Genomic DNA, 12,744 nt, shown 5'->3' on the forward strand with positions numbered 1-12,744 from the left:
TGAATCGACAAACGCCCGCGTCGCTCCTATCGGCGCGCGCCATGTCCGATAGTGCCACCATCATTCCGCTCGACAATGTCGAACCCGCCCTCGTCGAGGCCCTGCTCGACCGCGCGTTCGAACCCGAGCGACACAAGCGCACTGCCTACAAGGTACGTGACGGGGTGGACTGGCTCCCGGCGCTCAGCTTCGCTGCACTCGATTCCAACGACATGCTGGTCGGTTCGATCCAGTGCTGGCCGGTCGCGCTGACCGACCCGGAAGGCCGTGCGCATCCGATGATCATGGTTGGCCCGGTAGCCGTGCTGCCCGAGCTGCAGAACATGGGCTACGGCAAGGCGCTGATGTCGGCGAGCATGGCATGCATCGACGGCCGCGCGCCGCTGCCGCAGGTCATGATCGGCGATCCGGAGTACTATGGTCGCTTCTGGGGCTTCTCCAACGAAGGCACCGGCGGCTGGGAACTGCCCGGACCGTTCGAACCGCGCCGCCTGCTGGTGCGCTGCGAGAATCCGGCGGTGCTTCCGGCAAAGGGCATGCTCGGCCCCTGGCTGCGCTGATCGATCCCCGGAACCGCGCCGACTGGACCTTGGCGCGAAAAGCCCTATCTGGCATCGCACGACGATGCCTTACGAACCGCCTCCCGAACTCTCCGGTCTATCGCTGGCCGAAGTTGCCGAACTGGTGGCAGCCCGCAAACTGCCGCCCGTCTCGCAATGGGAACCCGCGCATGTCGAAGACAGCCACATGCGCATCGCGGCGGACGGGCTCTGGTATCACGAAGGCGGCGAGATCCGCCGTCCCGCCATGGTGCGCGCCTTCGCCTCGCTGCTGACGCGCGACGAAGACGGGCAGCACTGGCTCGTCACGCCCAGCCAGAAGCTGAGCATCGAGGTCGAGGATGCGGCCTTCATCGCCGTCGACCTCAAGCGCGAAGGCCGCGACATCGCCTTTCGCCTGAACACCGACGACCTGATCATCGCCGGCCCCGAACATCCCATCCGCAGCCACGGCGATCCCGATACGCCTGCGCTCTACCTTGCCGTGCGCAACGGCACCGAGGCCCGCCTCAACCGCAGCACTTACGCCCAGTTGGCCGAGATCGCGCTGGAGAACGACGAGCTGGCGGTGACGAGCGGCGGCGCGACCTTTTCGTTGACCCCGGCATGAGCGTGCTGTTCGAGGAGGTCTCGCGCCGCTTCGAGCGCGGTCACGTCGGAGAACCCTCGCGGCTGTGGAGCGATCCGCGCATCGCCAATATCGAGACGTTCAAACCCGCCGCGGTCCTGATCGCGATCACCGAGCGCAAGCGGCCGGGTATTCTCCTGCTGCATCGCCCCTCGACGATGCGGGCGCACCCCGGCCAGATCGCCTTTCCCGGCGGACGCATCGATCAGGGCGAAACGGCCATCGAGGCCGCGCTGCGCGAAGCCAACGAGGAACTGGGCATCGATCCGGCAAGAGTGCGCGTGGTCGGTGCCAGCGATCTGTACCGCACCGGCAGCGGCTATGAGATCACGCCGGTGGTCGCCGTCGTGCCGCCGGACATGGATATCAGGCCCAACCCCGCCGAAGTGGCGCAATGGTTCGAGGCCCCTGTCGACTTCGTGCTAGATCCGGCCAACCAGCAGACGCGAACGGTCGAATTCGAGAACTGCGCGCACCAATTCGTCGAAATCATCTGGTCCGAGCGTGGCCAGGACCATCGCATCTGGGGCGTCACCGGTGCAATCCTTCACAATCTCTCTTGCAGGCTGAACTGGAATGACTGACCGCCTCGCCGCCGAATGGATGCGGCGTGCCGATATCGTGGAACTGGTCGAGGTGCTTGGCCGCGACAACGCCCGCTTCGTCGGCGGCGCGGTGCGCGACGAATTGCTGGGCCTGCCGGTGAAGGACATCGACATGGCAACGACACTTCGGCCTGAAGACGTCATCGCCCGGCTCGATGCCGCAGGCATTCGCAACGTGCCGACCGGCATCGAGCACGGCACCGTGACGGCAGTCCTGACAGGCGGCCCGGTCGAGATCACGACCCTGCGCCATGACGTCAGCACCGACGGACGCCGCGCCACCGTGGCTTTCGCCAGCGAATGGCGTGACGATGCGGCGCGGCGCGACTTCACGATCAACGCCCTCTACGCCGATCCCCAAAGCGGCGAGATCTTCGACTTCTTCGAGGGCCTTCACGACCTGAGACAGCGCACCGTCCGCTTCATCGGCGATGCACGCCAGCGCATCCGCGAGGATCATCTGCGTATCCTGCGCTACTTCCGGTTCCAGGCCAGGTTCGGATCGCAACCTGCTGACCGGGAAGCGGAAGATGCCTGCGCCGAACTCGCAGCCACGCTCAAGGGCCTGTCGCGCGAACGGATCGGGATGGAGACGATGAACCTGCTCGGTCTGTCCGACCCGTCCCCGACCTTGCACCGCATGGCCGAACTGGGCGTCCTTGCCGTCATCCTGCCCGAGGCCGATCCCAAAGCCCTCGAGGCGCTTGTCGCGGCAGAGATGTGCCAGGCCATCGCACCCGATCCCCTGCGAAGACTGGCAGCGCTCCTGCCTGCGCAAGTGGCACTGGCCGAACAGGTGGCCTCGCGCTTTCGTCTCTCCGGCGCGCAGAAAAAGCGCCTGGCCACCGCAGCTGCACGGACGGAAGAACCGGGCACGCCGCGCGCCCTCGCCTATCGCCTCGGCATCGATGCAGCGCTCGACCGTCTTCTGATCGCCGGTGCCGATGCGTCATCGCTCGATGGCTGGGAGATCCCGCAGTTCCCGCTCAAGGGCGGTGAGATCGTTGCCAGAGGTGTCGGCGCCGGTCCCGAGGTCGCGCGCATCCTGCGCAGTGTGGAGGACCGCTGGATCGCCGAGGGTTTCCCCGACAGGGCCCGGGTCGATGCCCTGCTCGACGCGGAACTCGCCGACCGCGCCGCCTGACGCAATTCCCAAGTCTGGCCCGCCATCTCAGTCAGCGCCAGGCAAGCCGGGAAGTGGTATGATCCGCAAATGGAACTGTCCGCCTACATTTCGGACCTGACAGGCTACCTTGCCAGCCAGCCACTATTGGCGCTGGCCATGCTTGCGATCTTCATCGGGGTCGTGGGCGGCATGCTGCGTCGGTCCGCCCCGAAGCTTGGAGGCCTGCTGCGCGGTGTCAGCCATCTTGGCCTGGTGGCCGCCCTGCTCCTGACCATCGCGCAGGTCACCCGCTTCACCACCGATACCGACTTCGCCCTGCCCCAGTTCGGAATGCCGCGCCAGTCCGTGGAAGGGAACGAGACGCGCGTGCCGATCAGCGACGACGGGCACTTCTGGGTGACCGCCGAAGTCAACGGCGTGCCGCAGGACTTCCTCGTCGATACCGGCGCGACGATCACCGCGATCTCACCGCAGACTGCCGGGCTTTCCGGCGTGGACCCCAAACCGATCCGCCAGTCCATCGCGATGCGTACGGCCAACGGCGTGGTTCGCGCCGAAGTCGGCACGATCCGCGAATTCCGTTTCGGCAACATCGTCGCCCGCGATCTCGATACCGTGGTCGCCCCGGGCCTGGGCGATGCCAACGTGATCGGAATGAATTTCCTCTCGCGCCTTGCCAGCTGGCGGGTCGAGGGCCGGACACTGATCCTCGTCCCGAACCATCCGCAACCGGCCTCGGGATCCTGACCGCAGCCAGTCCCCGACAGCGTCGGTGGCGCTGTCGGTTTACTGGAACTTGTTGTCGCGCGGGAAGCCGTTGGGCGGCAGACGTCCCGCCGCGCCGCGCGCAACCTTCCACATCACCATTTCCTTCTCGGTCCGCGTACGCCCCGTATCGCCGCCCATCGTCCAGGACAGGCCGTCCTCGAGCTTGAGCGTCGTCACGTCGGACATGCCGCCGTCGCGATAGCGCTGCAGCGTCACGCCCTGCCCCTTGGCGAGGACCGGCAGTTCCTCGAGGCTGAAGATCACCAGCTTGCGGTTCTCACCGACGACCGCGACATGGTCGTGCTCGGGCGGGATCTCCCGCACGACCGCCAGCTTCACCCCCGGCTTGGTCGACATCACCGCGCGGCCCTTGCGGGTTTCGGCCAGGATCTCGTCGGACTCTGCAGCAAAGCCGCGGCCGATGTTTGAGGCCAGCAGCAACTGCGCCTTGGGACGATGCGCGAAAGCGGCGACGATATGGGCATCGGCATCGATATCCACCATCGTGCGGATCGGTTCACCGAACCCGCGCGCGCCCGGCAGCTTGTCCGCGCCGAGCGTGTAGAAGCGACCGTTGTCGACCCCGATGAGGATCTTGTCGGTCGTCTGCGCATGGAAGGCGAAAGCTGGGCCGTCGCCCTCCTTGAACTTGAAGTCGCCATCCAGCGCAACATGGCCCTTGGCCGCACGGATCCAGCCGCGCTGCGAAAGGATCACCGTCACCGGCTCCTTCTCGATCATCGCGTCCATCGAGAATTCGACCGTCGGCCTGGCCTGCGCGATCGTGGTGCGGCGGCGACCCAGTACCGTGGTCTCGGCGTAGTCCTTGCGCAGCGTCGTCAGGTCGCGCTTGAGACGGGTGCGCTGGCGTGCCGGGCTGTCGAGCAGCTTCTGCAGGTCTTCCTGCTCCTTGAGCAGGTCGTCGCGTTCCTGCCGCAGCTCCATTTCCTCGAGCTTGCGCAGGCTGCGCAGGCGCATGTTGAGGATGGCTTCGGCCTGCCTGTCGGTCAGGTTGAATTCTGCCATCATCACCGGCTTGGGCTCGTCCTCGGTCCGGATGATCTCGATGATCCGGTCGAGGTTGAGATAGGCGATGATGTAGCCTTCGACGAGTTCGAGCCGCGAGGCGATCTTGTCGAGGCGGTGGCGGGTGCGACGCAGCAGGATGTCGATCTGGCTGTAGACCCACTCCTGCAACAGCAGCTTGATGCCCATCACGCCCGGAGTTCGGTGCGAATCCAGCACGTTGAGATTGAGACTGAACTTCGATTCGAGGTCGGTGAGCCGGTAGAGGCTCTCCTTGAGCAGTTCGGGATCGACGTTCCGGCTCTTGGGCACGAAGACGATACGGATCTGCTCGTCGCTCTCGTCGCGGATGTCTTCGAGGATCGGCAGCTTCTTGTCGGCAATGAGCTGCGCGACCTGCTCGATCAGCTTGCCCTTGGCAAGCATGTAGGGGATCTCACTGATGACGAGCTGCCACTGCCCGCTGCTCAGCTTTTCGATGCCCGTCTCTTCCCAGTTGCCGTCCCCGTCCTTGCCGGTCGAGAAGCGCCCGCGCATCCGGAAGGCCCCCTTGCCGGTCTCATAAGCGTGGGAAATCGCCTCTGGGCTATCGACCACGAGGCCCCCGGTCGCGAAGTCCGGACCATGGAACACTTCCATGAGCTGGGCATGTTCGGCATGGGGATTGTCGATCAGCAGCAGCGTGGCATCGATGATCTCGGCCACGTTGTGGCTCGGGATCGAGGTCGCCATGCCCACCGCGATACCGGTGGCCCCGTTGGCCAGCAGGTTCGGGAACAGGCCGGGGAATATCTCCGGCTCGCTTTCCTCGCCATTGTAGGTGGGGACGAAGTCGACCGTACCTTCGTCCAGCCCCGACATGAGTTGGATCGCCGTGCGCGTCAGGCGCGCTTCGGTGTAGCGATAGGCCGCCGCGTTATCGCCGTCGATATTGCCGAAGTTGCCTTGCCCCTCAACCAGCGGGTAGCGCAGCGAGAAGTCCTGCGCGAGACGGACCATCGCGTCATAGACCGAGGCGTCGCCATGCGGGTGATACTTACCGATGACATCGCCGACGACGCGGGCGGATTTCTTGTAGGCGCTCGCCGGATCGAGCTTGAGCTGCCGCATCGCCCAGAGCAGGCGACGGTGCACCGGCTTCAGACCGTCCCTGAGGTCAGGCAGCGAACGCGCTGTAATCGTGGACAGGGCATAGACGAGATAACGCTCGGACAGAGCGGCGTCGAAAGGCGCATCGACGATGGCGTCGAAGGGATCGGATTCGTCTTCTGTCAAAGTCACCATGGTTTGCCAGCACTAGCAGTGCCGACCCGCGGTCCAAAGCCGCATTTCCCCGTTTTCCATAACTTGCCGCAAGGCTGCTCATTATCGTCGCCGCGCTGAGGTCATGTAGCCTTGCTCCAGGCTGGCAATCCAGGGGGCGGGGCGCCGGTCGAGCCCGATCACCGGACTGCCCCGCGAACGCGCCGAGCCGTTGGCGCTTCCCGGAACTGCGCCCGCTCCTCACCCGTTCTCCCTGCAACCCCTCAGCTCCAAGGAGATTCATCGATGACCAAAAAGGTCCTCATCATCGCCACCAACGGCTTCGAACAGTCGGAACTTCTCAAGCCGCGCGAGGCCCTTGAATCGGCAGGCATCGAAACGACTGTCGCCAGCCCGGAAACCGGTCAGATCAAAGGCTGGAACCACAAGGAATGGGGCGAAAGCGTGGATGTCGACATCGACATCGAGGACGTGCTCGCCAGCCAGTTCGACGCAATCGTCCTGCCCGGAGGACAGATGAACCCCGACAACCTGCGCATGAACCGCACGGTCGTCGATCTCGTGCGCACTTTCGTCGATGGCGGCAAGCCTGTGGCGGCGATATGCCATGGACCGTGGCTTCTGGCCGAGGCGGATTGCCTCGCCGGTCGCACCGTCACCAGTTGGCCCTCGATCCGCACCGACCTGTCGAATGCGGGCGCCACGGTCGTCGACAAGGAAGTGGTCGTGGACGGCAATCTCATCACCAGTCGCAAGCCGGACGACATCCCGGCCTTCTCCAGCGCGGTGATCGAAGCCGTCAACGCCATGGCCGAAGCGGCCTGACGCGACCTGCCCGTTCGCGGATCAGCCGATCTGCATGTCGTGAGAAACGCCGGGAATGCGCAATTCGATACCGTCGAGCGCCTCGGTCAGTTCGATCTGGCATGACAGGCGGCTGGTCCGCGTCACGCCGGCGGCAAGATCGAGCATGTCCTCTTCATCGTTGGAAGCGGGCTCCAGCTTCTCGAACCATTCCGGCGCCACGATCACATGACAGGTGGAGCAGGCCATCTGCCCTTCGCAGGTCCCTTCCAGCGGCATCCCGGCCGCTTGCGCCACCTCGAGAAGGCATGCCCCTGCTTCGGCCTCAACCGTAAGCTTGTTTCCATCGGCAGTTACAAATCGAACGCTCAGCAATTCAGACTCCCTGCGCCGCCGCCGCGGCATCTATTTGTGCGCAGGCATCCTCCAATTCCCGGACCTCAGTATATCTCCCGAATCCGAGACGGATAGAGGCTTTGGCATCCCTGTCGACAAGTCCGATCCCTTTCAGGACGTGACTGGTCCGTCCGGAACCGCTGGCACAGGCCGATCCTGCCGAAAAAGCGACCTGGCGCAACTCGGACATTAGTCGGGTCACGTCGAGCCCGGGCAGGCGCAGGTTGAGGTTACCCAGCCATCGACTTTCTTCCGATCCATTGAGCGTCCAGCGGCCGAGTATCTCGCGGGCCCGCTTCCACAGGAGCGCGACATGGGCCTCGTCTTCCTCCATGCGCGCCAACGATAGGGCCGCAGCCGCCCCGAAACCGGCACACAAGGCCGGACTGAGCGTGCCTGAACGCAATCCCTGTTCCTGCCCGCCACCGAGGATCAGCGGGGCGAGTTCCAGCCCGTCGCGGACCCAAAGCGCTCCGATGCCCTTGGGACCGTAGAGCTTGTGTGCGGACACGGCGATAATATCTGCATTGGCAGGCGGCGCGATCTTGCCCGCGCCCTGCACCGCATCGCACAGGAACAGCGCCCCGGCGGCATGGGCTGCATCGGCAAGCCGCCCCACCGGCTGAATCGTGCCAATCTCGTTGTTGACCTGCATGACCGCGACCAAGCCGATCCCTTGGCGGAGCGAGACCGCAGGATCGACCAACCCCTCTTCGTCGACGGGCAGGATAGTCGTGGCGGGATCGAGCGTCCGAGCCGTATCGAGCACTGCGGCATGTTCGATGGCCGAGACGGCAAGATGCCTGCGCCCCACACCGGCAAGCGCGAGGTTGAGCGCCTCGGTCGCGCCGGATGTGAAGACGACACGACCACCGGGCGGGAGAAGCGCGGCAACCTGATCGCGCGCCACTTCCACCGCCGCAGCGGCCGCCCGGCCCGGACGATGCGGGCTGTGCGGATTGGCGAAACCCATGGTGCCCGGCCCGCCAAGCCAGGGCCTCATCGCCTCGAGCGCTTCGGGCGCGAGCGGCGTCGTCGCCTGATAGTCGAGGTAGATCATTCCACTGCCTGCTTTCCGGCGATCTCGCGCCATGCGTCGAGGAAACGGTCGATGTCCGCCTCCTGAGTTTCCCGTCCGATGCTCACACGGATGACCTCGGAAGCCGCCTTGTCGTCCAGCCCCATGGCTGAAAGCACGTGACTGGTACGCAGCGAGCCCGAGGAACAGGCGCTTCCAGCCGAAACCGCTATGCCCATCGCGTCAAAGCGAATGAGCTGCGCGGCCGAGGATTTGCCGGGCATGCGATACCCCCCGATCGTCGGACTGCGTTTCGCATCGGCCGCAATCACCTCGCCACCGGCGGCGACAATACCCGCTTCCAGCTTGCCGCGCAGCCGCGCCGCTTCGCCCATCCAGTCGCAACCGGCATCCAGAGCCGCCGCCATCGCCAGCACGCCCGGCAGGTTTTCCGTCCCCGCGCGATAGCCGCGCTCCTGCCCACCGACCGGTTCGAGCAGCGCCCAGTCGCGCACCAGCAGCGCGCCAATTCCAATCGGCCCGCCGAACTTGTGCGCCGCGAGAGCGATCAGGTCGGCATCGGGGAGCGAGAGTTTTCCCGCCGCTTGCGCGCAATCGGCGAGGAGGATGCCGCCGCTCTCGCGCAGTTTCACGGCTATCCCGTCGAGCGGCTGGATGACCCCGGTCTCGCTGTTCACCTGCTGAACCGCAACAAGGCCATCGCCGCCCGCCGAATCCGCATCGACATGGCCCGAGGCGTCCACAGGCAAGCGCCGCGCATCACCGGCATGGCGCAGCACCGCTTCGTGTTCGACAGGAGAAACCGCGCGTAGCGGCTTCTTGCTGCGCCCGATCGCCAGCGCGAGCGCTTCGCTGGCGCCCGAAGTGAACACCACTTCGCCCGTCCACCCCAGCAGTTGCGCGATTCTTGCGCGCGCCTCCTCCAAGGCTGCGCGCGCCGCGCGGCCTTGCCGATGGGGACTGGAAGGATTGGCCCAGATCGCCGCTCCTTCGAGCCAGGCATCGCGCGCGGCAGGCAGGAGCGGTGTGGTTGCCGCATGGTCTAGATAGAGTGGTTTGGTCGACATCGCTTGCAAAGTTGTTTTCAGAGCAAAGGTTTCTATATAGCGAACCTCATCTTTTCCACTCCCGCAGGTGGCAGGCGATCAGGATCGCCGCCGGTTGGCGGGAGTTTCAACAGGTCAGGTCCCGAACGCATATGCCCGCAGTCATCTTCCCCGGTCCCGAAGGTCGCCTCGAAGGCCGGTTCCAACCCGCGCCGCGCCCGCGTGCGCCGGTCGCGATGATCCTTCACCCGCACCCGCAGGCGGGCGGCACGATGAACGACCGCATCACGCAGCACCTGTACAAGACGTTCGTGGCACGCGGCTTCGCGACCTTGCGCTTCAACTTCCGCGGCGTAGGCCGCAGCCAGGGCAGCTTCGACAACGGCATCGGAGAGCTTTCGGACGCAGCCGCCGCGCTCGACTGGGTGCAGTCGATCCACCCCGAAGCCTCGACCACCTGGATCGCGGGCACCAGCTTCGGCGCGCTGATCGGCATGCAACTGCTGATGCGCCGTCCGGAGATTCGCGGGTTCATCTCGATCGCTCCGCCGGCGAACATGTACGACTTCAGCTTCCTGGCGCCCTGCCCCGCCTCGGGCATCATCATTCAGGGCACCGCAGACACCGTGGTCACCCCGAATGCGGTACAGAAGCTGGTCGACAAGCTGCGCACGCAAAAACACATCACCATCCACCACGACGAGATTCCGCGCGCCAACCACTTCTTCGAGAACGAGATGGGCGACCTGATGCGCGCCGTCGACAACTACCTCGACATGCGCCTCGCGCCGGACTGCCCGATCAAGTAAGTGGGCATCGCCATGAAATTGCAAAGGCGTCGGATCATTCCGGCGCCTTTTGCTTGTCTGCCTGGGTGACGAGCGACTGGCCTTCGGAATTAGGCAATGTCCAGATCACGACATTGGCCGCCATAACTATGGCCAGGACCAGCATCAGCATCGCCTGCTTGCGGAAGCCTCCGCGACGAAACAGTGCGACGGCGCCCAGCACGAGGGCGATGGCGGTCAGCACGAGAAGGGAAATCGCGATATCCATACCACGCCCTCTAGCGCAGTGGGCATAGCCGCGCGAGCGCGTTTGACTTGTCAGATGGCCCCCGCCAACTTCCCGGCCATGACAAACACCCCCCCTGTTTTCAGCCACCCCCATGTTTCCAACCCGATGTCGCGCCGCTCGGCGCTGCATTTGCTTGCAGCAGGAACGGCGAGCCTTGCCCTTCCCGGCTGCGCCCGCTCGATAGCCGGAACGCCGCCGCCCCCTGCCCCTGCAACACCTGCAAGCCAGTCCGGAACTGCGCAGGCTTCGGCCCTGCTCGACAGGATCGCGTGGCGCCTGCTCGAACATGCGCCCGAAGCCGCGACCAGCCTTGGCGTCGACGAAGGCGAACATGCAGCGCTGCGCTATCGCCTCGAAGACCGTTCCGCAGCAGGCAAGGCCAGGCTTGCCCGGACCTTGAGCGAAGACCTCGCCCGGGTCGAAGCCGTCGACACCGCCGAACTCGATCCTTCCACCCAGACCAGCCTTGCCGTCGTCAGAAGCGCCTACCGGACCGCGCTCGACGGTCTAGCCCAGCCTTATGGCGACGTCGCCGTCGGCGGCTGGCGCAACACGCCCTATGTCGTGATCCAGAACGTGGGCGCCTATCTCGACACGCCGCGCTTCCTCGACGCAGATCATACGATCAAGACCGAGGCCGATGCGCAAGCCTACGTCGCACGGCTCGGCCAGATGGACCAGCAGCTCGACGGCGAGCTGGACCGGATGAAGGACGCGGCAGCGCAGGGGCTTGTCCCGCCCGACTTCCTGCTTGACCGGGCCATTGCGCAGATGACCGGCACGATCGCAGACGCGCGCGACAACGGTGGTGGCCTCGTCCATTCGCTGGTCAGCCGCACCACGTCGATCCCGGGCAACTGGGAAGCGCGCGCGAGAGAGATCGTTGCAAAGCGGACCCTGCCTGCGCTCGAACGCCAACTTGCCGAACTCAAGCGCCAGCGGACAATCGCCAAGGGCGATCCGGGCATGCGCGAGCGACCGGGCGGCGAAGCGTTCTACGCTTGGGCACTAAGGGCGAGCACCACCACGCAGGTACCGCCTTCCGAAGTCCACCAGCGCGGACTGGAGGAACTGGCAGCGCTCCACGCGCGCATGGATCCGATCCTCAAGTCTCTCGGCTATAGCGACGGTTCGGTCGGCATGCGCATGGCGGCGCTGGGCAAGGACAAGCGCTTCATGTTCCCCGGAGGCGATCCCGGCCGCGCCGAAATCCTCTCCTTCATTCGCAAGCGGATCGACTGGATCCGCGCACGGATGCCGCGCGCCTTCCGCGAAGTCGTGGCGGGCAATGTCGAGGTACGCCGCCTGCCGCTCGCTGAGGAACCGGGCGCGCCGACGGCCTATGGCGGTGCGGGTTCGATCGACGGATCGGTACCCGGCAAGATGTGGATCAACTTGCGCACTACCGACCTGCACCGCAAGTACGACCTGCCCACGCTCGTCCACCATGAGGCGATTCCGGGCCACGTCTGGCAGGGTGAATACGCCAACCGCCTGCCGCTGATCCGCTCGATCCTGGCGTTCAATGCCTATTCGGAAGGCTGGGCGCTATACGGAGAGCAACTGGCCGACGAACTGGGCGCCTATGACGACGATCCGGTCGGCCGCCTCGGCTACCTGCAGTCCATCGCCTTTCGCGCCTGTCGCATGGTCGTCGACACCGGGCTGCACACCAAGGGCTGGACTCGTGAGCAGGCCGTGCGCTTCTTCATGGAGAAGAACGGCAACAAGCGCGAGGAAGTGGTCAACGAAGTCGACCGCTACTGCTCATGGCCGGGTCAGGCCTGCGGGTACAAGATGGGCCACAGCGAGATCAACCGGCAGCGTGAACGCGCCATCGCCGCGCTCGGCAATGGCTACGACCTGCGGGACTTCGACCAGGCCGTCGTCGATGGCGGCAATGTTCCGCTCGACGTGCTGGCGGACAATATCGAACACTACATTGCGCGAATGAAATCCGCCTGACTTCTGCTTCCGGACGCGCGGCTTCCCCTTCGAGGAACCGCACGTCCGGGAGTGGCAGGCGGGGTCCCTTACTTCTTCCCGAAGAAACCTTTGGCCATGTCGGTCAGGTCGTCGATGGCGCTGCCATCACCATCCCTGTCGAAGATGGCAGAGAACCTGGCAGGGTCCCGGGCCACTTCACCCGCGAACTGGCTGAGCGAACCCTCACCGCCGATCGCAGTGATGACCTTCATGATGGTGTCGAGGTCGAGGCCGGTCCTGTCGGCGGCAAGCTGCGCCGTGTCGCCGGGTTCCTGATGCGCCATGCCAAGCGCGGCAATCGCCTTTTCGGCCATCGCCGGATCGATGCCCAACTGGCCCGCCAGATTGGCAACGTCCGCGTGTTCGCTCACCTGGCCGAGAATGCCGTCGAAAAGTCCCATGCGCCGATCTCCAGATTAT

General features: G+C 65.2%; 14 protein-coding genes. 8 read left to right on the forward strand and 6 right to left on the reverse strand.

Annotation, left to right across the window (positions count from 1 at the left end):
* Positions 1 to 41 precede the first annotated feature (41 nt).
* The 5 genes from B5483_RS05090 to B5483_RS05110 all read left to right on the forward strand — a co-directional run bounded on the left by B5483_RS05090 (position 42) and on the right by B5483_RS05110 (position 3,666).
* A complete protein-coding gene (locus B5483_RS05090) occupies positions 42 to 560 on the forward strand; it encodes a GNAT family N-acetyltransferase (protein WP_054944801.1) in 519 nt (172 codons plus the stop codon).
* 64 nt (positions 561 to 624) lie between these two features.
* Positions 625 to 1,170 (forward strand): DUF1285 domain-containing protein, encoded by a 546-nt coding sequence (locus B5483_RS05095; protein WP_054944782.1) that lies wholly within the window; start codon positions 625 to 627, stop codon positions 1,168 to 1,170.
* A complete protein-coding gene (locus B5483_RS05100; RefSeq protein WP_079729637.1) occupies positions 1,167 to 1,772 on the forward strand; it encodes a CoA pyrophosphatase in 606 nt (201 codons plus the stop codon). Before B5483_RS05095 ends, B5483_RS05100 begins: the two co-directional genes overlap by 4 nt.
* Positions 1,765 to 2,937 carry a CCA tRNA nucleotidyltransferase gene (locus B5483_RS05105; protein WP_079729638.1) on the forward strand — a complete coding sequence of 391 codons (1,173 nt, stop codon included), beginning with the start codon at positions 1,765 to 1,767 and terminating at the stop codon, positions 2,935 to 2,937. The genes B5483_RS05100 and B5483_RS05105 overlap by 8 nt, the downstream gene beginning before the upstream one ends.
* A 69-nt stretch (positions 2,938 to 3,006) precedes the next feature.
* Positions 3,007 to 3,666, forward strand: coding sequence for a retropepsin-like aspartic protease family protein (locus B5483_RS05110; protein WP_079729639.1), 660 nt, complete (start codon positions 3,007 to 3,009; stop codon positions 3,664 to 3,666).
* Positions 3,667 to 3,705: 39 nt separating this feature from the next.
* On the opposite strand, the gene parC is transcribed toward B5483_RS05110, so the two are convergent.
* A complete protein-coding gene (gene parC / locus B5483_RS05115) occupies positions 3,706 to 5,997 on the reverse strand; it encodes a DNA topoisomerase IV subunit A (RefSeq protein ID WP_079729640.1) in 2,292 nt (763 codons plus the stop codon).
* A gap of 264 nt (positions 5,998 to 6,261) precedes the next feature.
* On the opposite strand from parC, the gene B5483_RS05120 reads away from it, so the two are divergent.
* Positions 6,262 to 6,801 (forward strand): type 1 glutamine amidotransferase domain-containing protein, encoded by a 540-nt coding sequence (locus B5483_RS05120; RefSeq protein WP_079729641.1) that lies wholly within the window; start codon positions 6,262 to 6,264, stop codon positions 6,799 to 6,801.
* Positions 6,802 to 6,822: 21 nt separating this feature from the next.
* On the opposite strand, the gene B5483_RS05125 is transcribed toward B5483_RS05120, so the two are convergent.
* Genes B5483_RS05125 through B5483_RS05135 form a run of 3 tightly spaced genes read right to left on the reverse strand, consistent with a single transcriptional unit; the run spans position 6,823 to position 9,282 of the window.
* The gene (locus tag B5483_RS05125; protein ID WP_231634515.1) at positions 6,823 to 7,155 is read right to left on the reverse strand and encodes a 2Fe-2S iron-sulfur cluster-binding protein; all 333 of its coding nucleotides are present in this window, start codon (positions 7,153 to 7,155) and stop codon (positions 6,823 to 6,825) included.
* Between the two features lies 1 nt (position 7,156).
* Positions 7,157 to 8,236 (reverse strand): cysteine desulfurase family protein, encoded by a 1,080-nt coding sequence (locus B5483_RS05130; RefSeq protein ID WP_079729642.1) that lies wholly within the window; start codon positions 8,234 to 8,236, stop codon positions 7,157 to 7,159.
* On the reverse strand, positions 8,233 to 9,282 hold the full coding sequence (locus tag B5483_RS05135) for a cysteine desulfurase family protein (RefSeq protein ID WP_079729643.1): 1,050 nt from the start codon (positions 9,280 to 9,282) through the stop codon (positions 8,233 to 8,235). The genes B5483_RS05130 and B5483_RS05135 overlap by 4 nt, the downstream gene beginning before the upstream one ends.
* A 131-nt stretch (positions 9,283 to 9,413) precedes the next feature.
* Between B5483_RS05135 and B5483_RS05140 the strand changes: the two genes are divergently transcribed.
* Positions 9,414 to 10,070 carry an alpha/beta hydrolase gene (locus B5483_RS05140; RefSeq protein ID WP_054944773.1) on the forward strand — a complete coding sequence of 219 codons (657 nt, stop codon included), beginning with the start codon at positions 9,414 to 9,416 and terminating at the stop codon, positions 10,068 to 10,070.
* Positions 10,071 to 10,104: 34 nt separating this feature from the next.
* On the opposite strand, the gene B5483_RS05145 is transcribed toward B5483_RS05140, so the two are convergent.
* Positions 10,105 to 10,317, reverse strand: a complete 213-nt coding sequence (locus B5483_RS05145) for a hypothetical protein (protein WP_054944772.1) — start codon at positions 10,315 to 10,317, stop codon at positions 10,105 to 10,107.
* A 126-nt stretch (positions 10,318 to 10,443) separates the two neighbouring features.
* On the opposite strand from B5483_RS05145, the gene B5483_RS05150 reads away from it, so the two are divergent.
* Complete coding sequence (locus B5483_RS05150) at positions 10,444 to 12,303, forward strand: DUF885 domain-containing protein (RefSeq protein WP_079729644.1); 1,860 nt, start codon at positions 10,444 to 10,446, stop codon at positions 12,301 to 12,303.
* A gap of 68 nt (positions 12,304 to 12,371) precedes the next feature.
* On the opposite strand, the gene B5483_RS05155 is transcribed toward B5483_RS05150, so the two are convergent.
* A complete protein-coding gene (locus B5483_RS05155) occupies positions 12,372 to 12,725 on the reverse strand; it encodes a hypothetical protein (RefSeq protein WP_054944725.1) in 354 nt (117 codons plus the stop codon).
* Between the last annotated feature and the right edge of the window lie 19 nt (positions 12,726 to 12,744).

This window comes from Novosphingobium mathurense (assembly GCF_900168325.1).
Taxonomy (GTDB): domain Bacteria; phylum Pseudomonadota; class Alphaproteobacteria; order Sphingomonadales; family Sphingomonadaceae; genus Novosphingobium; species Novosphingobium mathurense.